The 26312-nt window shown below is 50.2% G+C and carries 26 protein-coding genes; 3 read left to right on the forward strand and 23 right to left on the reverse strand.

Annotation, left to right across the window (positions count from 1 at the left end; genetic code table 11):
• Positions 1 to 198: 198 nt before the first annotated feature.
• Genes H8J70_RS08460 through ispE form a run of 5 tightly spaced genes read right to left on the reverse strand, consistent with a single transcriptional unit; the run spans position 199 to position 4769 of the window.
• Positions 199 to 1596 (reverse strand): FAD-binding oxidoreductase, encoded by a 1398-nt coding sequence (locus tag H8J70_RS08460; RefSeq protein ID WP_186503578.1) that lies wholly within the window; start codon positions 1594 to 1596, stop codon positions 199 to 201.
• Between the two features lie 51 nt (positions 1597 to 1647).
• Positions 1648 to 2946, reverse strand: coding sequence for an NPN-dependent 2-hydroxyacid racemase, LarAH10 family (gene larAH10 / locus H8J70_RS08465; RefSeq protein WP_186503554.1), 1299 nt, complete (start codon positions 2944 to 2946; stop codon positions 1648 to 1650).
• 31 nt (positions 2947 to 2977) lie between these two features.
• Positions 2978 to 3142, reverse strand: coding sequence for a hypothetical protein (locus H8J70_RS08470; RefSeq protein WP_186503556.1), 165 nt, complete (start codon positions 3140 to 3142; stop codon positions 2978 to 2980).
• 14 nt (positions 3143 to 3156) lie between these two features.
• Complete coding sequence (locus H8J70_RS08475) at positions 3157 to 3909, reverse strand: GntR family transcriptional regulator (protein ID WP_186503557.1); 753 nt, start codon at positions 3907 to 3909, stop codon at positions 3157 to 3159.
• A 5-nt stretch (positions 3910 to 3914) separates the two neighbouring features.
• Positions 3915 to 4769 (reverse strand): 4-(cytidine 5'-diphospho)-2-C-methyl-D-erythritol kinase, encoded by an 855-nt coding sequence (gene ispE / locus H8J70_RS08480; protein ID WP_186503558.1) that lies wholly within the window; start codon positions 4767 to 4769, stop codon positions 3915 to 3917.
• Positions 4770 to 5071: 302 nt separating this feature from the next.
• On the opposite strand from ispE, the gene H8J70_RS08485 reads away from it, so the two are divergent.
• Positions 5072 to 6007 carry a YitT family protein gene (locus H8J70_RS08485; protein WP_186503559.1) on the forward strand — a complete coding sequence of 312 codons (936 nt, stop codon included), beginning with the start codon at positions 5072 to 5074 and terminating at the stop codon, positions 6005 to 6007.
• A 52-nt stretch (positions 6008 to 6059) separates the two neighbouring features.
• Here H8J70_RS08485 and phoU read toward each other — a convergent pair whose 3' ends face one another.
• The 10 genes from phoU to H8J70_RS08535 form a co-directional block, all read right to left on the reverse strand.
• Positions 6060 to 6698 carry a phosphate signaling complex protein PhoU gene (phoU, locus tag H8J70_RS08490; protein WP_222433647.1) on the reverse strand — a complete coding sequence of 213 codons (639 nt, stop codon included), beginning with the start codon at positions 6696 to 6698 and terminating at the stop codon, positions 6060 to 6062.
• Positions 6699 to 6716: 18 nt separating this feature from the next.
• The gene (gene pstB / locus H8J70_RS08495; RefSeq protein ID WP_186503560.1) at positions 6717 to 7562 is read right to left on the reverse strand and encodes a phosphate ABC transporter ATP-binding protein PstB; all 846 of its coding nucleotides are present in this window, start codon (positions 7560 to 7562) and stop codon (positions 6717 to 6719) included.
• Positions 7562 to 8440: a phosphate ABC transporter permease PstA gene (pstA, locus tag H8J70_RS08500; protein ID WP_222433648.1), complete on the reverse strand. Its 879-nt coding sequence runs from the start codon at positions 8438 to 8440 to the stop codon at positions 7562 to 7564. Before pstA ends, pstB begins: the two co-directional genes overlap by 1 nt.
• Position 8441: 1 nt before the next feature.
• A complete protein-coding gene (gene pstC / locus H8J70_RS08505) occupies positions 8442 to 9365 on the reverse strand; it encodes a phosphate ABC transporter permease subunit PstC (protein WP_186503561.1) in 924 nt (307 codons plus the stop codon).
• Between the two features lie 124 nt (positions 9366 to 9489).
• Positions 9490 to 10380 (reverse strand): phosphate ABC transporter substrate-binding protein, encoded by an 891-nt coding sequence (locus tag H8J70_RS08510; protein ID WP_186503562.1) that lies wholly within the window; start codon positions 10378 to 10380, stop codon positions 9490 to 9492.
• A gap of 315 nt (positions 10381 to 10695) precedes the next feature.
• Complete coding sequence (gene larAH10, locus H8J70_RS08515; RefSeq protein ID WP_186503564.1) at positions 10696 to 12003, reverse strand: NPN-dependent 2-hydroxyacid racemase, LarAH10 family; 1308 nt, start codon at positions 12001 to 12003, stop codon at positions 10696 to 10698.
• Between the two features lie 24 nt (positions 12004 to 12027).
• The gene (locus H8J70_RS08520) at positions 12028 to 13755 is read right to left on the reverse strand and encodes a sensor histidine kinase (protein ID WP_186503565.1); all 1728 of its coding nucleotides are present in this window, start codon (positions 13753 to 13755) and stop codon (positions 12028 to 12030) included.
• 2 nt (positions 13756 to 13757) lie between these two features.
• Entirely contained in the window at positions 13758 to 14438 is a 681-nt protein-coding gene (locus H8J70_RS08525; protein WP_186503566.1) for a response regulator transcription factor, read from the reverse strand.
• A 147-nt stretch (positions 14439 to 14585) separates the two neighbouring features.
• Entirely contained in the window at positions 14586 to 16106 is a 1521-nt protein-coding gene (locus H8J70_RS08530) for an LPS-assembly protein LptD (RefSeq protein ID WP_186503567.1), read from the reverse strand.
• Between the two features lie 16 nt (positions 16107 to 16122).
• The gene (locus tag H8J70_RS08535; protein ID WP_186503568.1) at positions 16123 to 17289 is read right to left on the reverse strand and encodes a hypothetical protein; all 1167 of its coding nucleotides are present in this window, start codon (positions 17287 to 17289) and stop codon (positions 16123 to 16125) included.
• A 326-nt stretch (positions 17290 to 17615) separates the two neighbouring features.
• On the opposite strand from H8J70_RS08535, the gene H8J70_RS08540 reads away from it, so the two are divergent.
• Positions 17616 to 18164 (forward strand): NADH peroxidase, encoded by a 549-nt coding sequence (locus H8J70_RS08540; protein ID WP_186503569.1) that lies wholly within the window; start codon positions 17616 to 17618, stop codon positions 18162 to 18164.
• A gap of 107 nt (positions 18165 to 18271) precedes the next feature.
• On the opposite strand, the gene H8J70_RS08545 is transcribed toward H8J70_RS08540, so the two are convergent.
• The 8 genes from H8J70_RS08545 to H8J70_RS08580 form a co-directional block, all read right to left on the reverse strand.
• Positions 18272 to 18958, reverse strand: coding sequence for a TVP38/TMEM64 family protein (locus H8J70_RS08545; RefSeq protein WP_186503570.1), 687 nt, complete (start codon positions 18956 to 18958; stop codon positions 18272 to 18274).
• A gap of 200 nt (positions 18959 to 19158) precedes the next feature.
• Positions 19159 to 19947 carry a tRNA pseudouridine(38-40) synthase TruA gene (gene truA / locus H8J70_RS08550; protein WP_186503571.1) on the reverse strand — a complete coding sequence of 263 codons (789 nt, stop codon included), beginning with the start codon at positions 19945 to 19947 and terminating at the stop codon, positions 19159 to 19161.
• A complete protein-coding gene (locus H8J70_RS08555; RefSeq protein WP_186503572.1) occupies positions 19944 to 20744 on the reverse strand; it encodes an energy-coupling factor transporter transmembrane component T family protein in 801 nt (266 codons plus the stop codon). The genes truA and H8J70_RS08555 overlap by 4 nt, the downstream gene beginning before the upstream one ends.
• Complete coding sequence (locus H8J70_RS08560) at positions 20737 to 21603, reverse strand: energy-coupling factor transporter ATPase (RefSeq protein WP_186503573.1); 867 nt, start codon at positions 21601 to 21603, stop codon at positions 20737 to 20739. Before H8J70_RS08560 ends, H8J70_RS08555 begins: the two co-directional genes overlap by 8 nt.
• The gene (locus tag H8J70_RS08565; protein WP_186503574.1) at positions 21594 to 22427 is read right to left on the reverse strand and encodes an energy-coupling factor transporter ATPase; all 834 of its coding nucleotides are present in this window, start codon (positions 22425 to 22427) and stop codon (positions 21594 to 21596) included. Before H8J70_RS08565 ends, H8J70_RS08560 begins: the two co-directional genes overlap by 10 nt.
• Before the next feature lie 133 nt (positions 22428 to 22560).
• Positions 22561 to 24672: a ferrous iron transport protein B gene (gene feoB / locus H8J70_RS08570; protein WP_246415322.1), complete on the reverse strand. Its 2112-nt coding sequence runs from the start codon at positions 24670 to 24672 to the stop codon at positions 22561 to 22563.
• 4 nt (positions 24673 to 24676) lie between these two features.
• Complete coding sequence (locus H8J70_RS08575; RefSeq protein WP_186503575.1) at positions 24677 to 24895, reverse strand: FeoA family protein; 219 nt, start codon at positions 24893 to 24895, stop codon at positions 24677 to 24679.
• A 12-nt stretch (positions 24896 to 24907) separates the two neighbouring features.
• Positions 24908 to 25465, reverse strand: coding sequence for a DUF805 domain-containing protein (locus H8J70_RS08580; RefSeq protein WP_186503576.1), 558 nt, complete (start codon positions 25463 to 25465; stop codon positions 24908 to 24910).
• A gap of 143 nt (positions 25466 to 25608) precedes the next feature.
• Here H8J70_RS08580 and H8J70_RS08585 point away from each other — a divergent pair, with 143 nt between their 5' ends.
• On the forward strand, positions 25609 to 26073 hold the full coding sequence (locus H8J70_RS08585) for a hypothetical protein (protein WP_186503577.1): 465 nt from the start codon (positions 25609 to 25611) through the stop codon (positions 26071 to 26073).
• Positions 26074 to 26312 lie beyond the last annotated feature (239 nt).

Below are 26312 nucleotides of genomic sequence, written 5' to 3' on the forward strand. Positions count from 1 at the left end.
AATTTGCTGATTCCCCCATACTGATTGATTTTAGGGCTATTGATGTACCAGGTTATTTCGTACATCCAAAAAACGGCAACAACAAAGCGACCGCTTCTGTTGTTGCCGTTTTTGTATAAAGGGTTCACTACACAGTGAAAAGCCAAGAGGCGGAGCAAAAACGAGTATTCATTTTTGCTCCGCCTCTTGGTACCCTCTTTATTCTACGTGAATAATTTTATCCGGGTTCAGGATCCCATTAGGGTCCATTGCTTTTTTAATCGTTTTCATGAGTTCCAATTCGACAGGATCTGTGTATTGTTCCATATAGGACAGGCGCTTATAGCCAATGCCGTGTTCGCCGGAAAGACGGCCGCCCAGCTGATAGACGTAGGGATAGGCAAAGGCACGGAACTGGGCCAGCTGCCGTTCCCATTCATCGTCGGGCATGTCGCGCTTCATGATTTGAAAGTGCAGATTGCCATCGCCGGCATGGGCCAGACAGAAAATAAGGAAATCGTATTTCTTGCTTTCTTCTACAAGGGTCTGAATACATTCGGCAATTTTTGTTACCGGTACAACCAAATCTTCCGAGGTTGCCACACGGGAGAAAACACGCGTGCTTTCCAGGCAATTACGCCGTACCTTCCACACCCGGTCATCGGCTTCTACCACATCCGTAGCACCACAGGCTTCACAAACCTCTGCCAGTTTTTCCATCTTTTCATCGAGCTCGTGTTCGCTGAACGTCTCAATGGAAACGATATCATAAATGCCGTCTTCATAGTGTGGCAGGCGCAGCTCGCTATAGTCGCTGGCACTACGAACGAAATTATTGTCCATAAATTCGACCGATGTCGGATTGAGGCCGGCTTTGATCAGTTGCGGCACTAAGGCCGTCGCCTTTTTCAAATCCGTAAAGACGGCCAGTACATCCAGCTTATACGGCGCTAAGGGAACGAGCTTGAGCGTTGCCTGTGTAATGATCCCCAGCGTTCCTTCCGAGCCGATGATCAGCTGGTCCAGACAGTAGCCGGTAGAACACTTTTTGAGCGGTGCGCCGAGGTGAGCAATTTTTCCATTAGGCAGAACGGCTTCAATGGCATACACTTGGTGACGTGTCGTGCCATAGCGGACGGCCTTGTTGCCACCGGCGTTGGTAGCCAGGTTGCCACCGATGAGACAACTGTCTGCACTACAGGGATCGCCGGCATACATCAGTCCCTTTTCCTTGGCTGCTGCCTGGATATCAGCCGTTCTGGCACCGGCTTCGGCTACGAGATACATACCTTCCGTATTGATTTCCAGGATCCGGTTCATCCGTTCCATGAGCAGGACAATACCGCCGTATACAGGAACGGCACCGGCACTGACGCTCGTACCGGCACTGCGCGGCGTGACAGGAACTTTATATTGGTTGGCCACTTTCATAATAGCTGCCACTTCTTCTGTACTGCCCGGCGAAACGACGACTTCCGGTAAGTGCCACAAATCCGGTGTCAGACTTTCATCGGACTGATACGCTTCCAGCACTTCCGGTGCGGTCTTGACGTTGCGCGCACCTACGATTTGTTCTAAGGCCTGAATTACTTCATTTGTTACAGGATTATAGTTCATCTTATTCGTCCTTTCCGCATCCTTGCAGATAGTTTTTGCCAAAATCAGGTATCACTGTTGCAGTACCGGCAAGGTCCCCGATGCGTGGCTCATAATAGTATAGGTATAAGGATGGTCTAATTCAGCCAGCTCTGCCTGGGCCATCTGCCAGGCTTCTGCCAGCGAAGCTGCCGGTATCTGTCCGCTCTGCCGGATGATCGCAAAATTTTCCGGCCGCGTGACAACGTACACGCGTTTCATAGAGCGGATTATACAACGACCTTTAAAAGCGACAAAGCCGGGCATGAGAAAATGGTCGCGTAAATCGGCCTCACATTGATCCAGATCGTTGCGGAAAAACCAGTCTGTAAAAATAGCCGGTTCCTGAATATCCGGACAATCGAGGGTAAAGATCATAATGCCGCCCGGTTTCGTTGCAAAGGCAGCATTCATATGGGCTTTTATCGACTGGTAGAGGTTCATATCCTTAGGATAGCCTCCGGCAGAGGCAATGGTTACGTCGGCACGTTCCGTAATGGGCACGCTGCCGATAGACAGCAAATCATGGCAGCCCTTTTTCCAGGCTTCCAGCCAGTGGCCGGCTACGACTTCGTAGAGGTCCCCATCGGTAGTAAAGACCGTATTGACCAGGAAATCAGGTGCTACGAGAGCGCACGCTTCCTGCATATCTTCGTGAAAGGGATTCCCAGCCAGGAGGCCGGCATCACAGGCAGGATTACAGCCTGCGCCCGGCGTTTCTGCCAAGGCCAGGGCATGGTTACGCATGATCGTATCAAAGCCAGCAATGCCCGGAACGACAGCCTTACGGCCACCACCATACCCGGCCATCGGATGAAACGATACAGCCCCGGTGAGGATCAATTTGTCTGCTTGAACGGCCGCCGTGTTGATATAAATGTCATTCCCATAGCTGGTCCGGCCAACGCAGGTCAGCTGGGCCGCATCATGGCAATCATGCTGGACAATACGCAGACGCCGGACCATGTCCTTACCGCAAACGAGTTCATCCTCGGCCTGCGTGTGGGCCCTGTGCGTTCCCGGTGCGATGAGGACCGTAATCTGCTCATCTGCTACGCCAATGCGGTTTAGTTCCCCTACGATGACCGGCAGCATGCGGTCCGTATGTACCAGCCGTGTGACATCGCTGACAACAATGGTTACGGTATCACCGGCCTGTACGATTTCAGATAAAGGCGCACTGCCAATCGGATGCTCAAGCGCGGCCTGTACGGCAGCCTCTTCGTCTGCGACGGCCTGGGTTTCACGGCCCCGCAAATCGTATAACAGGTGCTCTTCAGGCAGTGTAATGGTCTCTGTCCCCTTACCAAAGGGCAAAGAAAAAGTTGGCATACGATTCCCCTCTTTTCTTATGCTATCACAACTATTCAAAAAGTCCCCAGTGTCCCATGTAGATCGCTACCAGGACGCGTATGAAGAGAAGACAAAAAAGACTGAACGTGAGGATAAAAAGAAACTCTTCAAAATCATCATCCCGTTCAAATTTCTTGCGAAAGTCCTTTAAATGATGTGTCATGTTGTGTATCATGATCGCTTCTCCTGTTATTCGTGCGCTTCTTCCTCATGATGCGGAAAGAGTTCCTGCACCCAGCGGGCCGACTCTTCATCCTTATTGATTCCCTTGAGCAGAGTCCGTTCCGAATTTTCCATATGTTTTTTGGCAATTTTACGGGCCTGCGCACTATTATGATCGGCAATATATTCCACCATTTGCCGGTGCTCTTCCCACGTAGCGGCCAGGCGGCCGGGATAATGCATGGAAATAGACCGGAAGCGCAACATTTGCTCCCGCAGGTTATTCAGGATATCGACGAGACGGTTATTGCGGCTGGCATGATACAAAATATCATGAAAGCGCACGTCGGCGTCGACGATCTTATCAAAGTCATCGTTTTCTATATACTCATTAATTTCTACGAGAATCCGTTCCAAATGTTCCAGCTCGTCGGCCGTAATCCGTTCGGCTGCCAAACCGGCCGAAAGTTCTTCCAGGGCACTGCGGATTTCAAAAACCTGTACGATGTCCTTCAAGGAAATATCGGCCACATAGGTTCCCCGGCGCGGTACCATGACGACGAAGCCTTCAAGTTCGAGCTTGCGGATTGCTTCGCGTATCGGTGTCCGGCTTACGCCCAGTTCGTCAGCCAGGCGGATTTCCATGAGCCGTTCTCCCGGTTTAAGGACCCCATCCTTAATCGCCTTGCGCAAGGCCTCACTGACGACTTCCCGTAACGGACGGTAGGCATCCAGTTTAATAGGTTCTAATTTTTTATGTTTTGTATCGCCTGTTTCCATTCCTCTTACTCCCCTGTTACTAAGGTACTTGTGAAAATATCCGCATCCTGCAGTACAGCACGCAGCCGGGCAGCAATTTCGTGATGTTTATGCTGTGGCGGAATGAGTGCAAAAAGGGTGGGCCCGCTGCCTGACATGAGCGGCCGCAGTCCTTCGCGATGCAGCATCTGTTTTAAGTGCCGGATTTCCGGTACGATGGGAATGACCAGCTCTTCAAAGGTATTGCCCAACGAATCCATGACCCGTTCCAGAACACCCGTGCGTACAGCCGCTTCCTGGGCGTTAATGTCCACCGGCGACTGTATCGTCTGCCGGTCAAAGAGTTCGTACGCTTCGCCAGTGTGCACGGCCACGTGGGGATGAATAATGAGAACCGGCCAATCAGGCAGTGACGGCAGCCGTTTCAGCACTTCGCCTACGCCGGTACCACGGGCTGTACCGCCACGGATGCAAAAGGGAACGTCTGCCCCCAGAGCCGCCCCGATTTCGCATAAACGGCTGTCGGAAAAGTGCAGCTGCCACAACCGGTTCAGTCCGCGGAGTACGGCTGCACAATCCGTGCTGCCACCGGCTAATCCGGCAGCAATGGGGATATGTTTCTCAATATGGATATGAACCCCGGACGAGCCTTTACAATACGGGCGCATGGCTTCATAGGCCTTGTAGGCCAGGTTCGACCTGTCGCAAGGCAGAGCCGGTTCTGAACAGGTCAGCTGTACGTCATCAGCCCGTTCCAAGCGGATCGTATCGCAGAGAGCAATGGACTGAAATACGGTGTCAATATCATGATATCCGTCGGGACGGCGTCCTGTAATGCACAGGGCCAGGTTGATTTTTCCGTATCCTTTTTCTTCTATCATTCTCAGTTTACACTCCTGTAAAAGCACGTCACACACACATAAAAATATATGGTTTTTCCGTGCAAATCCATGGTCAGAAAAAAGTCCCCTCAGCTTTTGCCTGCATTTTTCTGATTTAAATATTTTTGTATTGAATTAAAACATACCTATGCTATAATGGTGAGACAGTTCAGGCTGTTTTCTTATGGAAAACCCTTTAGAGGCCCCTTCAGCCAACAACTGTACATAGATATTATAACTTTCATTATAATGTTTTTTTTTGGTTTTTACAATCTTTCACCTGTAAACCACGGAGGGTAATCATGAAAGCCCAGGAAGAATTTAATCTCAAAGAGTTTTTGATTCCGTACGTTGCTACGCTCATAGGCAGTATCATCGCTGCCATTGGTGTAACGGCGTTTTTTGTTCCCCATCATTTATTAAGCGGCGGTATCAGTGGTATTTCTATTTTAGTTTACTACCTGACGGGGCTCCCTATCGGCCTGGGCATGTTCATTCTGAATATCCCGATCATGATTGCCTGCTACAAATTTATGGGCCGGCAATATACGATTTTAAGTATCGTCGGTACCATCATCATGTCCATCTCCTTTGATGCAACAGCCTTCTTATCGGACATGACGATTATCAAGGATCCTATGATTTCTTCCATTACCGGCGGTGCCGTAAACGGCCTGGGCATGGGTATTATTTACAAGTACAACGGCAACAGCGGCGGCCTGGACGTCGTCGGTGCTATTGTAAAGAAATTTTACTCTATGGAAATGGGCAACGTCGTCATGGTCCTCAATATGGTCATCCTCATTTTTGCCGCCTACCTCTTTAGCTTGGAACTGGCCGTCCTCACCTTCGTCGGCGTCTATATTTCCGCCTTTGTAACCAACAAAGTCGTCGTCGGCCTAAAACAGCGCAAAACGGTCATTATCATTTCCAACCGGGCCGACGTCATCGCTCCGGTACTCATGCGCTATATCGGCCACGGTGCCACCTATCTCCACGGCCAGGGTGCTTATACCATGCAGGACAAACAGATTATCTACGCCATTATCAAACTGACGGAAGTAGCCCGTGTCAAGCAGCTGGTCAACAAATTGGATCCCTTGGCCTTTATGACCTTTAGCGATGCCTCTGAAGTCGTCGGCCAGGGCTTTACCCGTCCGGCCGCCAAGCAGGGCCTGCCGCCGAATTCATCCATGTCCATGCCCCATACGAAAAATACGTTGCCACCGGAATATTAATCCATGCCAAAATCGCCAAGAGCAGCCCCAGCGGAGCTGCTCTTTTTTCTGCTTATAATTGATTCTTTTCCCGATAAATGACCCATTCGGCAATATTGTTGGCATGATCGGCCATGCGTTCAATATACTTGACGATAAGGACGTAGGCAATGTACTGCCGCGAATGGTCAGGATCGCTCTTCACCTTTTCCGAAATCTGCGCGATCAGCCGGTTAAAGGCTTCGTCTACGATATCATCCTTGTCCTTCATGAGATCAGCCTGTGAGCTGTTTTTCCCCTTGTAGAAATCGAGCACATCACTCACCATAGACGACATGACGGCGTACATTTCCATGAGGCCTGTAGGCTGGTCAACAGGATCACCATATTCCTTCAAATGAAGAATATAGTGGCTGATATCGGCACAGTGATCGGCAATGCGTTCCATATCAGAAAGGATCTTCAGCGTTGCCATGAGGTTACGCCAATCTGTAGCCACCGGATTTTGCAGCATATCAATGGTCATATCCTTTTTCATACATTCCCGTACGAGGGCATCGATTTCATCGTCGCCTTCATAGATTTTCTTCGCCAGTTCTACGTCCATCGTCGCCAAAGCCTTAGCCGTTTCACCGACTGCCTGTTCTACAGCCAGACCTAAGTTATCCAAGCGGCTCTTGAGCTCGCTTATTGCAATATCGTATGATTCCAAAATGGTACCTCCCTGTGATCAGCCGAACCGGCCGGTAATATATGCTTCCGTCTGCGCATTAGACGGCTGGGTAAACATGTCCACTGTATCGTTGAATTCAATCAGCTCACCAAGCAGGAAGAAGGCTGTCTTATCAGAAATACGGCGGGCCTGTTGCATGCTGTGTGTGACGATGACGATGGTGTAATCTTTTTTCAATTCCAGGGCCAGGTCTTCGATTTTCTGTGTGGAAATCGGATCCAGTGCCGATGTCGGTTCATCCATGAGGATAACCGACGGGCGTGCAGCCAGGGTACGGGCAATGCAGAGACGCTGCTGCTGGCCGCCGGAAAGACCTAAGGCACTTTCGTTCAGCCGGTCTTTCAGTTCGTCCCAAATGACGGCCTGACGCAGGCTTTGTTCGACGATTTCAGCCAATTCCTTTTTATTGGAAATACCCTGAATACGCGGGCCATAGGCAACGTTTTCAAAAATACTCTTCGGGAACGGCGTCGGCTGCTGGAAGACCATGCCTACACGATAGCGCAGGGCCAGAGGATCGACTTCCTTGAAGATATCCTTTCCTTCGAACTGGATTTTACCGGTAACACGGCAGCCTTCTACCCAGTCGTTCATGCGGTTCAGTGTTTTAAGAAACGTAGATTTACCGCAGCCGGAAGGGCCGATGAGAGCCGTAATATGGTTCTTTTCAATATTCATATTAATATTTTTCAGCGCCTGCGTCTGGTCATAAAAGAGGTCCAGACCCTCTACAGAAAAGGTATATTCTGCATCACCGGCGGCTTCCTGAGAAACGCGTACGGCTTCCTGTTCAGTAGCTTTAGCAGCACCGGAGCCAATCAGCGTTGTTGTCATTTCAGTCATTATTTACTTCCTCCCATTTTCTTATCAATTCTCCAGCTGAGCCAGCGTGCAGCCAAGCTGAACGAAACAACCATTATCATGAGGATTGCCGACGAGGCACTGGCCATCTGTACGGCATCGGGATGCAGGGCTTCTGTACGCAGGGCCCAAATGTGCAGGGCCAGCGTTTCGCCCGGACGGAACGGGTTGAGCGGGCACGAGCTCGATGTAATATCCCAGTTCGTCCAATCGATATCCGTCGACATACCGGCTGTAAACATGAGGGCAGCAGCTTCACCGAAGCCACGGCCGGCGGCCATGATGAGACCCGTCATAATACGGGGAAAACAAGCCGGCAGCAAAATATTCCAGATCGTCTGCCAATGGGAAGCACCGAGACCCAGGCTCCCTTGACGGTAGCTGTCCGGCAGGTTGCGCAGGGCATCTTCCGTAACAGACGTAACTAACGGCAAGGTCAGGATGGATACGGCCAAGGCGCCGGCAAAGAGGTTCCACTGGGAACCGGTCATGACGATAAAGGCCAGGTAGCCAAAGAGGCCGACGACGATAGATGGCAGGGACGCCAGGGTTTCAATAGCCATACGTACCCAATGGGTCACTTTGCCGTTGCCGGCATATTCAGCCAGGAAAATCCCGGCAGGAATCCCTGTAATCATACTGCCGACGAGAGCCAGAACGACGAGGTACACCGTGTTAAAGAACATATCGCCCAAGCCATGGGGGCCAAAGGAGAGCATTTCCGGTGTCATGCCTTCAACACCCTGTATGATAACGAAGCCGACAAAGGCGACGAGCAGGACGACGGCAAAACCGGCACCGCCGACAAACAGGGCGGTCATAATGGAATCAGAACGTTTCTTTTGTGCTAAGCTGGTCAATTTATTTTCCTCCCTTCAAATCCGATGCGCGGTTGAGGCGATGGATCAGGAAGATAAACAAGAAGGACAAGAGGAATAAGGTCAGCGCCATCGTCCAGAGAGCTGCGCTGTATTCGCCGCCTTCCATGGCACCACCCATATCCGAGGCAATGGCCGTCGTAAGCGTACTGGCCGGCAGGAAGAGGGACGTCGGAAAGACTTTCATCTGGCCGATAACCATGGCGACTGCCAGGGCTTCCCCAAGGGCACGAGCCAGGCCTAAGATGATCCCCGTAAAAATGCCGCCTTTGGCAGCAGGCAGAACGATATGGGCAATGGTTTCCCAGCGGGTAGCACCCAGTCCGTACGAGGCCTCACGCCACGTTTTCGGCACAGCTGCCATGGCGTCCGCTGCCATCGTCGTAATGGTCGGGAAAATCATGACCGCCAGGACACAACCGGCAGCCAGGACAGAGAAGCCGAAGGGCATGGGGAAAATGAGACGCAGGAACGGCACGAGAACGGTCAGGCCAATCCAGCCGTAGACAACAGAAGGAATCCCTGTGAAGAGTTCGACAGCCGGCTGAATCAAGCGGCGCGTGCGCGGCGTGGCGATCTCTGTCATAAAAATAGCAGTAGAAATACATAAAGGCAGGGATAAAACGAGAGCCAGGGCACAGGTGACGAGAGAACCGGAAAGGAACATGGCCGCCCCTACGTGACCGCCGCCTTCTGCCGTATCGCTCGGGTTCCAGACGCCGGAGAAGAGGAATTCTCCCAGACTGTGGTGAAAAACAAAAAAGGTATCCGTGCCCTTGAGGAGCAGGAAGGCACCGATGAGAAAAGGTACCAAGGCCGTGCCTATGCCGCACAGGGTGATGAGAATACGTGCTGTTTTCTCATTCCTGTGGGCCCGGCGGACAGCTAATGCGAGTGCGTTTATCATTATTTATTCGAACCTCCATATAAAGTACACGGCCCCGCAGGGAGAGCCCCGTGAGACCGTGTCTTCCCGGAAAACAATCTGCTGCACGCCATATGTATTTAGCGTTTATCCGATTGTTTCACTCTTAGTGAACTTCTTTAGTCTGCATCTTGCTGCTGACGCCATAGCCAAGTTCTTCAATGCGCTGGCCATATTTGTCGGAGAGGATGTAGTCGATGAACGATTTAACAGCCGGTTTCGGATCCTTGCTGGTGTAAATGTGTTCATAGCCCCAGACGGAGTATGTGCCGTTATATGTATTTTCCAGTGTCGGAGCTACGCCGTCGATGGCGATAGAACCAACCGTCGAATCGTTGATCAGGTACGGCAGGGCTACGTAGCCGATAGCACCCGGATTCTGGGCAACGCTCTGAACGAGGATACCGGAGTTATCTGTTTCCAAGGACTGGTTAGAGGCTTCTTCGGCACCGTTAAGGGCATACTGTTTGAAGAGGGCACGCGTACCGGACGTTTTCGGACGGGTTACGAGGACAACCTTTTCATCCGGGCCGCCAACTTCTTTCCAGTTGGTGATCTTGCCGGTGAAGATATCTGTCAGCTGCTGACGGGTCAGGGATTTGACCTGGCCGGCAACGTCTTTGTTAGCAATCGTAGCAACGGTCATAACGCAGACCTTGTGGTCTTCCAGTTTATCAGCCTGATCTTTGCTCAGCTTCGTATCAGCCGGTACATCGGAGTTACCCATATCGACAGAGCCGTCAGATACCTGTTTCAGGCCTGTGCCGGAACCGCCGGCATTGAGGCTGATCGATACGTCTTTATGTTCAGCTTTATATTTTTCTGCTGCATCTTTCACTAAGGGCAGCAGAGCCGATGAACCGGAACCGGTAATGCTGCCGGATACGGCCTGCGTCTTGGCATCAGACTTGTTTGCATCGTTGGAACTGCCACAACCGGCAGCACCAAATACCATCATGGCAGCCAGACCCATCAAAACTAATTTCTTCAAATTCATCGTAAATCGTCTCCTTTTCCTTTAGTGGAATCGTATGTGTATGTTTAATTGCATACCTATCGTAACAAGGCAATGTAAGGAGTCTATGTGGCCAAAGTAAAGATTGCGTCAAAAAAAAGAGGATGCAGCCAGGTTTAATCCTGGTTGCATCCCCATATACAGGCTGTTTTTGCCAAAGTACACAGAAATCTATAGATTAGCAATACTTACTGCAAGCAAAATCCACCGCTATTCTCTCCGCTACGGAAATAGCGATCGTGCCTAAAACCGCTACCGGGTGCTATTCCTCCCAAAGGCTATTTCAGCCGTGCCGCCTTATTTGCCCGTATACAAGGGCAGTGTCGACGCCGCATAGGGCATGACTGTAACCGTATAGGAGGCTTCTTTTCCGTCTTCCGTAAGCAGCCCTCTGGCGATTCCCCAGGCCTCGTCCATACTGAGGGCCGGAATCTGTCCGCTCTTGCGGATAACGTGGAAGTACTGCGGTTCCGTAACGATAATGACGGCCTTCAGCTGCCTGATAATGCAGCGTGTCTTGTAAGCAGAAAAGGCAGGAATCGTAAAATGCTGCTTCACTTCTGTCAAAACCTGGGACAGGTCGTCGCGGAAAAACCAATCCGCAAAGGACGCCGGTTCATACATATCTTCGCAGGCCATAGCCAGAATCATGATACCGCCGGGTTTAACGGCAAAGACGGCATTCATATGAGCCTTCGTCGCCTGGTACATATTGATATCCTTAGGATAGCCGCCAGCTGAACCGATGACCACATCGGCCTGCGTGGGTATGGGCACGCCATCGAGGGCTAAGAGCTTTTCACAGCCTTTCTGCCAGGCCGTATCCCAGGTGCCGCTGACGACATCATATAAGCTGCCCGATGCTGTAAAAACCAGATTGAGCAGAAAATGAGGCGGTACGAAGGCAGCGCCTTCCATCATATCCTCATGGATGGGATTGCCTTGCAATTTGCCGGCATCGCAGTTATGGTTCATACCATCGGCCTCATCATCGCTCAAGGCCAGGGCATGGTTAGCCATAATCGTATCATAGCCGGCAATGCCCGGCAGGATTGCCTTGCGGCCGCCGCCAAAGCCGGCCATATCATGAAAGGAAATACCGCCCGTAACAATGAGCGTATCTGCTTCGACAGCCAGCCGGTTAATGCGTACCTGGTTTCCCCTGGACGTGACCCCTACGCTAAGGAGCTGTGACTCGTCATGACAATCATGCTGCACAATATAGAGACGCCGTACCATATCGGCGCCACAGACTGCTTCCGTTTCTTCCCGTGTTTGCTGCCGGTGGGTGCCTAACGCGATGAGCACCGTAATCTGTTCATCCTGTACGCCCATGAGATTCAGTTCTCCTACGAGAATACGCAGCATGCGGTCTGTATGGACAGGCCGCGTAATATCACTGACGACGATGACCACTGTACCACCTGTCTTCACGCATTCCCGTAAGGGCCGGCCGGATACAGGCTTATACAGGGACTTGCGGATGGCTTCCTCTTCATCGCGCACGGCCTTCGCCTGGGGACTATCGAGATACAAGAGCACATGCTCCTCGTCCAGGCTGAGATGTTGGTTTGTCGTGCCATATGGAAATGTATAGGTCTTCAACTTTCTCTCCCCCTTGCTGCTTTTTTACCCGTTCTGCTCGCGGTAAGCCGGGAAGGACACGGTAATCCGGGTGCCTGAATTTTCCTTGCTGGTTAAGGAAATCCGGCCTTGATGCTGATCGACAATGTGTTTGACAATAGAAAGTCCCAGACCACTGCCTTCGATTTTGTCCGAATGGCTCACGTCGGCACGGTAGAACCGTTCAAACACGCGTTTTTGCTTGTCTTCAGGAATGCCGATTCCCGTGTCGGTTACCTGGAGCAACACGCGCTGCTCTTCTTCGCGCAGGGATACGTACACATGGCCGCCGGGACGATTATATTTCACGGCGTTGTCAACGAGATTGACGACGACTTCCCGCAAACGTCCTTCATCTCCCCATACGGTGACATCTGCTAAGGTGCAGTGTACAGTAATCTGTTTCTCCAATAAGACCGGCTCCATAAAGCTGGCTACATCCTGGACGATGGGTTTCAAATGAACCGCTTCCATAGGTTTGCTTTGTTTTTTTTCTTCAATCCGCGTGAGATGCAAAATTTCTTCAATCATTCCCAGGAGACGGTTAGCCTGTTCATAAATCCGCGTTCCGAAATGCTGTGCATCTTCATGACTTTTGAACATCCCCGCCGCCAGCACTTCGGCAAAGCCCCGGATAGACGTAAGGGGTGTTTTCAGCTCGTGAGACACATTGGATGTAAATTCCCGGCGCAGCTGTTCCCGCCGTTCCCGTTCCGTAATATCATCCAAGATAAAGAGCACGCCATAAAAGGTATGATCTTTATAGACCGGCTGTACGGTCAGCTGATAAAGGGAATCTTCCAGGGCAAAGCGCTGCTCCGATGCCGCCTCAGACGTACCGGCCTGCCGGATCAGCTCCCAGTCAATTGCCGTAAATAGGGACGGCAAATCGAGGCCCGATACAGTCAGATTTTGACGCAGATCAAGGACGGACTTGGCACACTGGTTAATGACGAGAATTTTATAGGACGGATCGGTCAGAATGACACCTTCCTGCAAATTTTCCATCATCAGGCGGATTACATTCCGCTGCTGTTCCAGGGTCTGGATCGTATGGTTGATGACTTCACTTTGATCGAGAATCTTTTGCACGAGCGGCCGCAGCTCCGAATAGACAGGCGGTACTTTGCCGCGTATATCTTCAGGCGAGCCGATATTTTCCATGATCAGTGCCGTCCGGCGCAAGGGTGCCAAAAGGCTGGTCGTCAACATCCGCGATGCTTTGATACAAGCCAGGGAGGTTAATGCCAGCAGCAAGAGCAAGAGCGGCAAGAGGGAAAGGAAGTGCATATACAACGAGCGCCGTTCCAGACTGAGGCGCAAAATCGTGCCGTTATCCAAACGGACAGCCTTGTAGTACAGTGTCTTTTCCAGCGTGCTGGACATACGCACAGAAGAGCCCTTCCCTTCTTTGATGGCTTCCTGCACTTCCGGCCGTTCCAAATGATTTTCCATGGCCTCCTGGTCATAGTCCGATTCATACAAAATATGTCCCGTCGAGCCAATCCAGGTAATGCGCATATTGCCCTTTTCATTCTGACCCGTTTGCTGCAAATAACGGAGCGGATCATCTACCTGCTTGATGCTGGTCGTCATGATCGTAACGGCATTGTTCAGCTCTGTCATTGCCTGTTCTTGTGCCGAATGCCAGACGACCCAGCTGTAAATCAAAATCGTCACGGCCATACAGGCAAAGCCCATAGCCAGCAGGCTGAGATAAATACGTCGTTTCATACCTATTCGCCCTTCATGACATAGCCCAGGCCGCGGACAGTGAGGATGAAGCGGCTGGCATCACCTAATTTCTGCCGCAAGCTGCGGATATGCATATCGATGGTCCGCGTTTCCCCTTCATAGGAAAAGCCCCAGACGGCTTCCATAATGCGTTCCCGCGTGAGGACGATATTCTGATTAATCAGCATATAGCGCAACAGTTCAAATTCTTTCACTGTAAGCTGGCACGGTTCTCCGTCGACCGTTACTTCATGGCGTTTTTCATTTAAGCTGATCGGGCCGCAATTGAGCGTATCTTCCTCTTCCTCCTGTTGGCCGCAGCGCCGCAATACGGCGTGAATACGCGATGTCAGTTCAACAATCCCAAAAGGCTTTTTGACATAATCATCGGCCCCCTTATTGAGTCCCTTGGCAATATCAAATTCACTGGTTTTTGCCGTGAGAATAATGATGGGCAAGGATTTATAAGCTGTCTGACTGCGTAATTTCTGTAAAATATCCATACCGCTTTCACCGGGAAGCATGATATCCAGCAAGAGCAGGTCCGGCTTTTCTTCTTCTAAGGCCTGCCAGAATTCCTTGCCGTCGGCCATGGTCTTAACAGCAAAATGCTGACTTTCCAAGGCATAGCCTATTAACTCGCGGATACTAGCGTCATCTTCTACACAATAAATTAAAGCCACTATAATTCATCCTCTCTTGTATGTGCCTACAGTATCAATTTTACCTATACTTAGTACTAGTATAACATGCGATTCTCCGACAAATAAATATGAAACCCGTAAAAAATCGGTAAAAAAACAGCCGTGACGAACACGGCTGTTTTTATTTTAGAAATCAAGGTCCTTGGAAATGAGCTGAATATCCCATTCTTTATCGACCTGTTTATACGTAATAGTCGCAATAAAGGAATGCAGGTCACGGACCCATGTGAAATTACGATCGTCAATGTTGCCATTGTCGAGGTTTTTATTCATAGAGAAAATAATCGTATCCAGCGGCGTCAGGACATAGCCTACAGAGAAGCCTTTCTGACGCGGGTCATCGATATTATCGAAGCGATACGGTGTATAGCCGCTGACGTTGTGCTTCTTGTACCAGAAGCTGGTCCAAAGACGATTATTGATGCCCTGATTGAGGATTGCGCCCCAGTACGGATCGCTCCGTTCGGCATCGTGGTAGGCATACAGGTCCTTACGGTAGCCCGTAAAGAAGCGCAGATTAGCCCGGGTCCACAAGGGAATCGGCCGGTGGGACACTTCTGTACGATAGCCTTTGTGTTCCCCTTTCTTGTCGCCTTCTTCCCAGCGTCCCCAGCTGGCACTGCCATCTACGTAAATACCGGAATCACCGACGTATATACGCGGCATATAGTACCGCAGCTCCGGCCAGCGTGTCGCCCAGATATGATCATCATTATCCGTACTTTCTTCCTTGCTGTAACCGAAGGAGAAGGTACCGACGCGGGTGTTCTTCGCGATCGTCGCCGAAGGCTTGAAGCCTTCCTTCGAATAGATATAATAGCTCAGATTTAAAGAGAGATCGCCCGCTTGATTCAGCGGGAATTTGCCATCCCCGCGCAGGCCGATACCATTGTCGTTATTATACGTCGGCCGTGGCAGCAGCGTAAAAATCCAAGGTTTTTCCTTTTTATCGCCTAATTTTCCTTCATAATGGCCATACGTAAAGAGGCAGACGTGCTTAAACCACAGCTTCGTATTTTCAGCCGTAAATTTTTCACCGGGATAAATACGGATATCATCGCCGGTCAAATAATAGTCCGGCGTCTTAGCTACTGCATGAGGTGTCGTAATCAGACCGTGCTTGATATAGCCCTGGCCATTATACATTTCTGCATCTGTACCACGAACGTACGTCGTCGCATCCATGAAGCCGCTCATAGTTCCCATGAGTGCACTCTGATTAGCTGCATTGTACGTCACATCTGTACCATCGAGGGCCGTCGTACTATTCATATATATGACCGGCCCTGTCGCATGATATACCTGCGATTTGGCGTTGCCCTCTACGACGTTCGCATGCATTTCATCCATTCCCTGGGCAATATCGACATTTCCCCGGGCAGCGACATAATTGTCGGAATTACGCATGAGCAGCTTATCGGCTGTCATCTTAACGGGCTGCTGGGGCAGTACGACATCATAACTGGCTGCAGCCTGATCCAGATTTACCGGTGTCAGCCCCGTATCCTGTGCCGCTGGGACAGGCAGCGTTTCTTCTGTATGCACTTGTACAAGCTTTTCCTTGTCAGCTGCCGTATCCTGTGCATAAATCTGCAGGGAAAGGGGCAGGACGGCGGCCAAAACGGCAGCTGTCATTTTTTTATTCATTATCGTCACCTGTCAATTAATTGTTATTCGCTGGCGTAATCGTCACCGTTGCCTGAACATCGTCATGAGCGGGCACGCCTGTCGTATCCAGAGAGACGGGCGTCACGTGTTCTGTCTTGTCCTGTTCAGGGATTGTTACGTTTCCTCCATCACCTGTGTCCGGCGTGACCGTTGCAGTCGTCGTAGCCGCCGCTACGACCGGTTCCGAAGCCGGCACGGCTACGCCGCTGGCAGCCATATTGGCAGAGGCCATCGTTGAAACAGGCTGTTGTTTTTCAATAAAGCCGATCACTTCTGTTGCCATCTTTACTTCCGCGTACATGGTAGTCCCGGCCGGAATATTGACGTCATTGCCTTTTACAAAAAGGCCGCCTACAAGCCCTACCGGGCCGAGAATAATAGCACCCGCTGCAGAAGCACCTACGGCTCCGGCTGTCCGCTTATATTGTTCCTTCGTCTTTTCGCCGACTGTCAAAGGTACAGGCGTCCCGTCAGCAGCCCGTACGGTGCTGTACGTAATTTCGATCTTACCATCACGGCCAAAGCGTCCGGCCTTGCGGACCGTCGTTGCCGTGCCATCAGCTTCCATGCCCCGGGGAATGGCAATCACATTACCTACCATGACGACTTCAGCAACGCTGAAGCGGACTATATCCCCTTTCTGAAGCGTTTCCGAGTCAAGGGGATCCAGATTTTTCATAGTGACAATCGTACCGGCCGGGATGACTACATCTTGCGACGTAAACGCCGTATTGCCCAGCATCGCCGTACGCAAGGAGCGCACGCGGCCGATGAGAGATCCTGTGGCTGCCTTGCCGTTTATGCCTTCTTCTAAGGCAGCTACGCGATCGAGCAAAGGCGCATCTGTGATTTTACCGGAATACTGCCACTGCATCATATTCACAGCTGCCAGCAGGGACAAATCAGAACCGGAGTTGCCATATACATCTGTATATAAGGCGTCCGTCTGATTTTGAATACTCCCCGTTAACAGTTCCTGACCGTTTAAGGTCCGATCCAGTGCATCAATACGGGTATTCAATGAACCGCTCTGCGGTGCTCCATATACAGTCGTTTCTACTTTTTCTGCTTTCTCCAGAATTGTATAGTCCGCTGCGCCAGCCGTCATAGCCCCGCACAGGGCAATCACCGCCAGAACGCAGGCAACTTTTCCTTTCCACATGTTGCATCCCTCCATATCTGTTCGTTATATGCTATAAGCCGGTCATCAGGTTATACTTTCCATTATATTTCCATACTATTTAATTATATCGATTTCATGCTTAAAAAGCAACTCATACGCCATGCCGATTCTGAACGGGCAAAACCTGCCCTGCATCACAACACCTGGGAACCTGTACAAAAGAAAAAAATTCTGCTATTTTTTTAGAAAAAGGCCTTGCAATTCTCAATATGCCCTGCTATAATAACAGCATAACAAATACACGTTATTTGTTAATACAAATTATAGAAATCAATATTAGTACATACTCTTGGGAGGTAACAATCATGAAAAAATTTGTTTGCGGTATTTGCGGTTTTGTATTTGAAGGCAATGAAGCTCCTGAAAAGTGTCCCCAGTGCGGTGCTCCGAAAGAAAAATTCTCGGAACTCGTTGAAGGCGTAAAAGAATATGCTGACGAACATCGCGTCGGCGTTGCCAAAGGCGTTGATGAACGAATCATCGAAGGCCTGCGCCAGAACTTCACTGGGGAATGCTCTGAAGTTGGTATGTATCTGGCTATGAGCCGTGTGGCCGACCGCCAAGGCTATCCGGAAGTAGCCGAAGCATACAAACGTATTGCTTACGAAGAATCGGAACATGCCGCAAAATTCGCTGAACTGCTTGGTGAAGTAGTAACAGACGATACAAAGAAAAACCTCGAAATGCGCGCTGCTGCTGAACAGGGTGCCTGCGCTGGTAAAAAAGAACTGGCCACCCTCGCTAAACAGCTGAACCTCGACGCTATTCATGACACGGTTCATGAAATGTGCAAAGACGAAGCCCGCCATGGCCGTGTCTTCGACGGCTTGCTCGCTCGTTACTTCGCAAAATAATACAATCCTCTGCACCCCGGTACCCTCCTCTGGTACCGGGGTTTTTGCATGCAAAGAAGAAAAAAAATAAGTCCGCCCAAAGAGCGAACTCATTTCTCCCGCAGATATCAGGATTTATTTCGTTGTGTTTGTTTTTTACGCCACCATAAAAAACCGTAAATTGCTACTACCAGAATGGTCAAGCCGAGAAGCCGTTCCCAATGCTCATTAATCCGTAATAAATCATGGCCAAACCATACTTCTACGACAACGGCAGGGATCTTACCAAGCGCATTGGCAATAAAATGATCCTTATACGAAATATGGCTTAACGCACTAAAGGCCGTAACTACGACATTGGGAGAATAGGGAATAGCCCGCCCCATCATAATCGTACGAATACAGCTGTACGAGTCCAGCTTTTCCAGCATATTACTACGCTGGATAACTTTTTTTGCCTGATTTCGTAAGAGTGTCCGCGTCAGGCGAAAACTAATTTCAATCCCGATTACTTCCCCGGCCCAGGAAATAATAATCCCCGGTACCAGGCCAAAGATCACACCATTTACCGTAAGAAACGGGATGGAGGGAATGCCGATAGCATTGGCAAAGATAATCATAAATACACTGACCAGAATAGCTGCATAGCCAAAGGATGCAATATAGTCTGTCAGCCCATCTATATCTCCTTCTACAGTAAGGTGCCACATGGTCGAATAGAAATCCGGCAGAAACCATTGGATAGACCAGAGGAACAGCAATACAGCAAGTACGCCGCCTAGCCGCACAGTCCAGCCTAATGTCTTATCAGTCATATGGATAATATCCTCTTTCGCCACTGCGATAATACAAAAATACCACCTGTACAGGGCTTATAGACCAGCCCTGTTGCTGTATACATATATGACAGGGGGCAGAAATACCGTGTGTAAGTCCATATGTGAATACAGTTTGTCCAATATTATACCATAATTTTACCGTTTGAGATAGAGAGCGCCCTATAACTTTTTGTTTGTCATTGTTGCTGCAGCTGCAAGAGTCTTTCTTGCAGCCGTACGTCCTCGTAAAAGACTTCTTCCAGACACAGGCCTTGGGCCGGTGCCGTCGCACCTAACTGTTTCCGGTCACGGCTGGCCAATACAGCCTCTAAACGGACCGGTGTGACGCGGTGCAAGCCCGCATCGACGAGACCACCGGCAATATTACGCACCATGTGGTACAAAAAGCCATCGCCTACGACATCGATCGTCACAATCGGTCCTGCTGTATGAACGCCTATATGATACATGGTCTTTACAGGATTCATAGGTGTCGTATTCTGCCCTTCAAAGGCCGAGAAATCATGTGTCCCCAACAGACGCCCGGCAGCGTCCCGCATAGCCTCAATATCGAGGGGGTGACGGATAAACCAGGCGTAGCGCAGGCGGAACGGATCGTGAATCCGGCTGTTGACTATCGTATACCGATAGTGCTTGCCCTTATTATCGTGGCGCACACTAAAATGCTCCGGCATTTCCCGGGCCGAGAGGACGGCAATTTCCAAGGGCAGATAGCCCTTCATGGCATAGGGAATCTTTTCCGTTGGAATCGTCCCGGCGCCATAGAAGTTGACGACCTGGCCGCGGGCATGTACACCTGCATCCGTCCTGGCAGCACCATAAATCGTAATCGGACTGGCAAAAATCTTAGCCAGTCCTTCTTCCAAAAACTGCTGAACAGACGGCGCATTTTTCTGTTTCTGAAAGCCGTGAAAATCCGTGCCGTCATAGGCCACGGTCAGACAGATATTCTTTTTTATGCTCATACCAGCCACCGCATCACGCCCAGGATCACTGTGAAGAGGATGACAACTGTCATGGCAATACTGTCACGGAAGGTGTAGGCCAGCTCGTGCATGCGCGTACGGCCCATGCCGCCGCGGTAGCAGCGCGATTCCATAGCCACGGCCAGATCATCAGCGCGACGAAAGGCACTGACAAAAAGAGGCACTAAAAGGGGAATCATATTCTTGCCACGCTGTATGAGGCTGCCACTTGTAAAATTGGCGCCCCGTGCAGTCTGGGCCTTCATAATGCGGTCTGTTTCTTCGAGCAGTGTCGGAATAAAGCGTAAAGCAATGGTCATCATCATAGCCAGCTCATGGGCCGGTACGCCGATGCGGCGGAACGGATTGAGCAGGTGCTCAATCCCATCAGTCAGCAAGATCGGCGACGTCGTATACGTCAAAAGGGAAGAAAAGACGATCAAATACACCAGACGAGCCGTCATGAGTGCCCCTTGACGCAGCCCTTCCCAGGTAATATGGAGAAACCCCCACTGCCAGATTGCCTCGCCAGGCGTCGTAAAGATATGAATTCCCATGGTGAGGACAATAATGACCCATAAAGGCTTGATCGATTTCAGAACCAGCTTCATGGGCAAATGAGAAATACCAAAACAAAAAGCCACAAAGACAGTCAGCAGGCCATAGGCCGTCAGGGATTCAGCCAAAAAGATAGCCACGATGACGATCAGTGTCGCTATGATCTTGCAGCGGGGATCCAGGCGGTGCAGAAAAGATTCGCCAGGAAAATACTGTCCAAGCGTAATATCTTTAAGCATGTTTGTTTCCTCCCAGACTGTGATAAATAGAAGCAACGGCTTCATCCACTGTATGCACCCGGTCTTCTACGGCCAGGCCCCGGCCTTTTAAGTATTGCAATACCTCCGTCACAGGCGGCACGGCTACGCCGGCACTGTGGAGTTTATCCTGCTGCGTAGCAAAGACATCAAGCGGTTCGCCGTCAATGAGAATCTGCCCCTCCGAAAGGACGATGAGACGGTTTGCCATACGGGAAATATCGTCCATATTATGGGACACGAGGATGACCGTAATATTCTTTTCCTTATGCCAGCGCTGAATTTCCGCAAAAATTTCACGGCGCCCGACAGGGTCCAGACCGGCCGAAGGTTCATCGAGAATCAAGTATTGCGGATGAATGGCAATCACGCCGGCAATAGCGACACGGCGCATCTGGCCGCCGCTGAGGCGAAAAGGTGAACGATCAGCATACGTATCGTAATCGAGGCCTACAAATTCCATGGCCTCCCGCACCCGTTTTGCCACGTCCTCTGCATTCAGGCCAAAATTACGCGGCCCAAAGGCAATATCCTTGGCAATGGTTTCTTCAAAGAGCTGGTATTCCGGATATTGGAATACCATGCCTACAGCATGGCGCATTTCCATGGCCGCTTTTGATTTCTGGCTGATATCCTGGCCATTGACGGTAACCGTACCGCTCGTCGGCTGCAGAAGGCCATTGAGCAGCTGGACCAGCGTCGACTTGCCAGAGCCCGTATGGCCGATAATACCGATGAACTCCCCTTCTTTGATTTCCAAGCTGACATCCTGCAGGGCTGTCTTTTCAAAGGGTGAGCCTGTACCGTACGTATACGTAACATGTTCCAGTTTTATTGACATAACGCGTCTCCCAGTTCTTCTTTCGTAATAATTCCTTCCGGCAGGGGTACGCCTTTTTCGCGCAAGCGTACAGCCAGCTCTGCCGGTACGGGCACGTCGAGGCCCATTTGCTTCAGCTCGTCGACGTGCGTAAAGACCGACCGGGGCGTACCATCCATCTTCAGTTCGCCGTGATGTACGACCATAACCCGGTCAGCCTGAACAGCTTCTTCCATGAAATGAGTAATGAGGATGACCGTGATCCCTTCGCGGTGCAGCTGATGCAGCGTTTCCATCACTTCCTGCCGCCCTTTCGGATCGAGCATAGCCGTCGGTTCGTCCAGGACGATACAGCGGGACTGCATGGCCAGGATGCCGGCAATAGCAATACGCTGCTTCTGGCCGCCGCTTAAAAGGTGCGGTCCGTGTTTAGCATAAATCGTCATCTGTACCCGTTCCAGGGCATCGGCTACGCGTTGACGGATTTCTTCCGGCGGCACGCCGAGATTCTCCGGACCAAAGGCCACGTCCTCTTCTACGACGGCTGCAACGATTTGGTTATCGGGATTTTGGAAGACCATGCCCACCTGTTGGCGGATATCCCAGACATGCTGGGGGTCATCGGTCCGCAGGCCACAAACTTCACACGTGCCTTCTGTCGGTACGAGAAGGACGTTGAAATGCTTGGCCAGCGTCGACTTTCCCGAACCATTAGTGCCGATAATGGCTACAAATTCCCCTGGCTGTATTTCCAGAGATATATCTTTTACAGCATATACGGTCTTGCCATTTTCATCTGTATAGGCATGACTCATATGCTCCAATTTTATCATAGGTGTACTCATGCGCGTCTCCTTACACGTGAATAGATTCGCAACTATTATACAGGTTTTGCCATACCTTGTAAAATAAAAAGTTCAGATGCACAGAGAGGCCCTCTGCGAGGGCCCCTTGCCGGCATACATAGCTAGTACTTACTTAAAACAGGCGGCTGCCAATCTGGTAAACCGCACAGGTGATCACCCAGGCAACAGAAATCTGGAACACGACAGAAAAGGCCGTCCACTTCCAGCTGTGCGATTCAGTGTGAATCGTAGCAATCGTAGCCGCACAGGGAACGTACAAGAGAGAAAAGAGCATCATGCAATAGGCATTGAGCTGCGTAAACCCCATTTGCCCCATACTGGCAGCCAGGGTAGCCAAAGCTGCTGCAGAATTAATATTGACTCCGTCAAAGAGAACGGCAAAGCTCGAAACGACAACTTCCTTCGCTGAGATCCCGGCCAGGAGAGACAGGGAGATCTGCCAATAGCCAAGTCCCAGAGGCGCAAAGAAAGGTACGAGAATCTTGCCCAGCATGGCACCAAAGCTATCGTTCATAGCACCGTAGCCGGATGGGCCAAAATTCAGAATAAACCACATGAGAATAGAAGCCGCAAAGATAATCGTGCCGGCACGGTTCAAATAATCCTTGACCTTATTCCAAACGGAAATCCAGACCGTCCGCAGGCTGGGCTGCTTATATTCCGGCAGTTCAATGAGGAGTATATTCTCCGTTTCCTGCCGCTGAAACAGATGCAGGACGAGGAGACAGACCAGGGCGACGACGATACCGATGAGATACATGGAATAGGCGACGATCATGGCATTTTCCGGAAAGAACATGCCGGAAAAGAGAATATAAATAGGCAGGCGGGCACTGCACGACATAAAAGGCGTAACCAGCATAGTCCGGTAACGGTCCGTCTTATTTTCCAGGGCCCGTGAGGCCATGATAGCCGGTACGGAACAGCCAAAGCCGAGAATCATAGGAATAAACGCCCGTCCTGACAGGCCCAGCCGGTTCATGACATCGTTCATGATATAAGCCACGCGTGACATGTAGCCACTGTCTTCAAGGACAGCCAGGGTCAGGAAGAGGATACAAATATTGGGCAAGAAGGTCAGAATGCCGCCAACACCGGCAATAATGCCGTCACAAATGAGGGAAATGAGCATCTCTCCGGCGCCCACAGCCGTAAGGCCGCTCGTTGCCAAAGCGGAAAACGAATCGATAGCCGACTCGAAGTAATCGCGCAGCATATCGCCAATAAAAAAGGTCAGGAAAAAGACGACAGCCATGACAGCCAGAAAAATGGGAATGCCCAGCCAGCGGTTGGTCAGCAGACGGTCGGCATAGTCTGTCGCTGCGACCCGTTCTTCCCGGTTGACGACGACTTCCTGAATAATTTCCTCAATAAACGCATACTTTTCATTGATAATATCCGTTTCATAGCTGCGGTCAACGACGGCTTCTATGCCTTGAAGGGGATACTTGGCCGTAATTTCCTGGTCCATTTCCAGAAGCTTCAGGGCATGCCAGCGATAATTCTGCAAATCCGGATACTGGGCCTGCAACAGGACGCGCAGCTGATCGATCTTATCTTCCAGGACATCACTATACACCATGGCAAAATCATGATGATGATTATGCTTGTGATGGGTGATTTCCGGATGATCGTGAATCAGCTGATCCGGATGGGTGCGATCCTTATGATGAATAGCTGCGTGCAGGAGTACACTCAGACCGCGGCGCTTCAAAGCCGATACGGGGACGACAGGTACGCCGAGCATTTCCGGCAGACGGTGCAAATCGATTTCCATACCGCGTTTTTCTACAATATCCATCATATTCAGGGCGACGACGACAGGACGGCCCAGTTCCAATAGCTGTAAAGTCAAATACAGGTTCCGTTCCAAGGCTGACGCATCGACAACATCGATGATGACATCGACATCGTCACTGAGGATAAAATTGCGGGAAACCTGTTCTTCCATCGTATACGACGTCAGGCTGTACGTCCCCGGCAGATCGACGAGGTGAATATGTACACCGTGGCTGTCGATAGCCCCTTCTACTTTTTCTACAGTAACACCGGGCCAGTTAGCTACCTTCAGATTCGCCCCTGTATAAGCATTAAACAGTGTCGTCTTGCCACAGTTAGGGTTACCGATAAAGGCTACGGTCATCCCCTCTGTAGGTACGGCATTACTATCTTCTATCCCCTGAGGAATATGTTTTTCACGTTCCGCCTTTCCTAAATCGGGCATCGTCTCAGCTCCTCACTTCAATATGCGTGGAAATGCCTCTGCCAATGGCCAGACGGGTATTGCGCATTTTAATGATCATGGTACCACCATTTTTATTTTTCATTACTTCTATCTTCGTGCCGCACGTCATGCCTAAGGCCTGCAGCCGTTTTTCTGTCTTTTGTGCCAGGGATAGCTTCTCAACGAGATAGGTCTTCCCTTCTTCACCTTGCGCTAATGTCATCTATACTGCCTCCTAACGGGACCGGGCCGGACCATAGGCGTTGTCTCCTTCTGTCCCGCGGACATAAAAGAGACCCAAATAGGTCACTGCCATAATCGATTGCACAGCCATGGCTACCGTGGAGTCAAGGCCCAGAATCGGTCCGAGAAAGCTGCCCAAATAGCAAAGATACGGGATGATGAAAAGAGCCCCGCTCTTATTAATATCGTGGCAACGGCGCCAGCCCAGAGAAAGCTCTGACCAGACCGTCGGAATGGTCAGGACGACGAGAAGCAGGCCAAAGAGGGCAGCAAAATCCGAGCGGCCAATGGTAATCGCTTCTGCCAGTTTGAGATACAAAATAAAGGTAAACATAAATTGCGCGATCATCAGCAAAATCGTCCGCATGAGAAAAGGACGGCGGGCCACACGGCCGTGAAAATAAAAATATTTTTCTTTTAATTCCTTCGACGTACGAAAGCCCAGGATACTGTCTTCAGAGCCCATACCAACGGGCATTTCAAAGCCCCGGTGGATACGGGCGGACTGACGGGACCGCTTTTGCAGTTTCATCTTTTTATTATGAGCCATACCAATTTCCTCCAACATGGATAAGTAGATAAAAACGGTTTGCAAATTGTTTCTTCTAAATGGTATCATATAATTTCCCCTTACTCAAATATTTTTGCTCATATTATGATATAATGAGGAAATTAATAGGAAGGAGATTTTCCATGGATACTTATATCATTACGGACCTGACCGGTTCGGACGGTTATTTTACCTTTAACTTCTTTTGTGAATCTATCGTTTCCGCACTGCACACGCTGGTTCATCTCATGGAAGATGAAAAGCTGGAGGTCCCAGAAAAAGTGGCTTCTCTGCCGCCCCTTTTGGCACACATAGGCGAAGACCTGACAGCGGATTACGAAAAGGCAACGATCGATATGCACCGCTTTAAGGAAAACATCCTCGATTTCTATGAAACGGCCTTTGCCGTCAACGACGACCTGGCCCCGCTCATTTTAAAAGGCAGTGATCACCTGCGCTACTATTACTACGTCTATGCCCAGGGCGTCAACATCATGCTGCGTTCCATGCTGGAAAATATTGTCCGTGATTTCCCGGCCCAAACCGATCCGCGGCCTTATATTGAAGAAATTATGACAGATTTTTCTAAACAACTGAGTAATCACTAAAACATAAAAAGGGGCTGTGAAATAACACAGACCCAAATAACAAAGGAGGTCCACCGACTCTTTCGAGTCAGCGGACCTCCTTTTGTGGTAAAATTTACATAACCAATGAAAAATTCAACCACTAATTATTCTAAACCAAAACAGGCAATTTTGCCACTATATATTTCAGATTTTCTGGATATTTGCGATCCGGTGTTGGTTTTCAACAGATTCATGGAGGGAATCAACTTGGAGAAGTA

Origin of the sequence: Megasphaera hominis, from assembly GCF_014269395.1 — a bacterium.
In the GTDB taxonomy this organism is placed as follows: domain Bacteria; phylum Bacillota; class Negativicutes; order Veillonellales; family Megasphaeraceae; genus Megasphaera; species Megasphaera hominis.

Coding starts and splice junctions, on each gene's coding strand:
- H8J70_RS08485 (WP_186503559.1), top strand. CDS start 5,072: ATGAAAGCCCAGGAAGAATTTAATCTCAAAGAGTTTTTGATTCCGTAC.
- H8J70_RS08470 (WP_186503556.1), bottom strand. CDS start 3,142: ATGATACACAACATGACACATCATTTAAAGGACTTTCGCAAGAAATTT.
- H8J70_RS08545 (WP_186503570.1), bottom strand. CDS start 18,958: ATGACTGATAAGACATTAGGCTGGACTGTGCGGCTAGGCGGCGTACTT.
- H8J70_RS08580 (WP_186503576.1), bottom strand. CDS start 25,465: ATGGCTCATAATAAAAAGATGAAACTGCAAAAGCGGTCCCGTCAGTCC.
- H8J70_RS08560 (WP_186503573.1), bottom strand. CDS start 21,603: ATGTCAATAAAACTGGAACATGTTACGTATACGTACGGTACAGGCTCA.
- feoB (WP_246415322.1), bottom strand. CDS start 24,672: ATGCCCGATTTAGGAAAGGCGGAACGTGAAAAACATATTCCTCAGGGG.
- truA (WP_186503571.1), bottom strand. CDS start 19,947: ATGAGCATAAAAAAGAATATCTGTCTGACCGTGGCCTATGACGGCACG.
- H8J70_RS08585 (WP_186503577.1), top strand. CDS start 25,609: ATGGATACTTATATCATTACGGACCTGACCGGTTCGGACGGTTATTTT.
- pstB (WP_186503560.1), bottom strand. CDS start 7,562: ATGACTGAAATGACAACAACGCTGATTGGCTCCGGTGCTGCTAAAGCT.
- pstC (WP_186503561.1), bottom strand. CDS start 9,365: ATGATAAACGCACTCGCATTAGCTGTCCGCCGGGCCCACAGGAATGAG.
- H8J70_RS08460 (WP_186503578.1), bottom strand. CDS start 1,596: ATGAACTATAATCCTGTAACAAATGAAGTAATTCAGGCCTTAGAACAA.
- H8J70_RS08475 (WP_186503557.1), bottom strand. CDS start 3,909: ATGGAAACAGGCGATACAAAACATAAAAAATTAGAACCTATTAAACTG.
- H8J70_RS08520 (WP_186503565.1), bottom strand. CDS start 13,755: ATGAAACGACGTATTTATCTCAGCCTGCTGGCTATGGGCTTTGCCTGT.
- ispE (WP_186503558.1), bottom strand. CDS start 4,769: ATGATAGAAGAAAAAGGATACGGAAAAATCAACCTGGCCCTGTGCATT.
- H8J70_RS08510 (WP_186503562.1), bottom strand. CDS start 10,380: ATGAATTTGAAGAAATTAGTTTTGATGGGTCTGGCTGCCATGATGGTA.
- H8J70_RS08555 (WP_186503572.1), bottom strand. CDS start 20,744: ATGCTTAAAGATATTACGCTTGGACAGTATTTTCCTGGCGAATCTTTT.
- H8J70_RS08575 (WP_186503575.1), bottom strand. CDS start 24,895: ATGACATTAGCGCAAGGTGAAGAAGGGAAGACCTATCTCGTTGAGAAG.
- H8J70_RS08535 (WP_186503568.1), bottom strand. CDS start 17,289: ATGTGGAAAGGAAAAGTTGCCTGCGTTCTGGCGGTGATTGCCCTGTGC.
- H8J70_RS08530 (WP_186503567.1), bottom strand. CDS start 16,106: ATGAATAAAAAAATGACAGCTGCCGTTTTGGCCGCCGTCCTGCCCCTT.
- larAH10 (WP_186503554.1), bottom strand. CDS start 2,946: ATGCCAACTTTTTCTTTGCCCTTTGGTAAGGGGACAGAGACCATTACA.
- H8J70_RS08540 (WP_186503569.1), top strand. CDS start 17,616: ATGAAAAAATTTGTTTGCGGTATTTGCGGTTTTGTATTTGAAGGCAAT.
- H8J70_RS08565 (WP_186503574.1), bottom strand. CDS start 22,427: ATGAGTACACCTATGATAAAATTGGAGCATATGAGTCATGCCTATACA.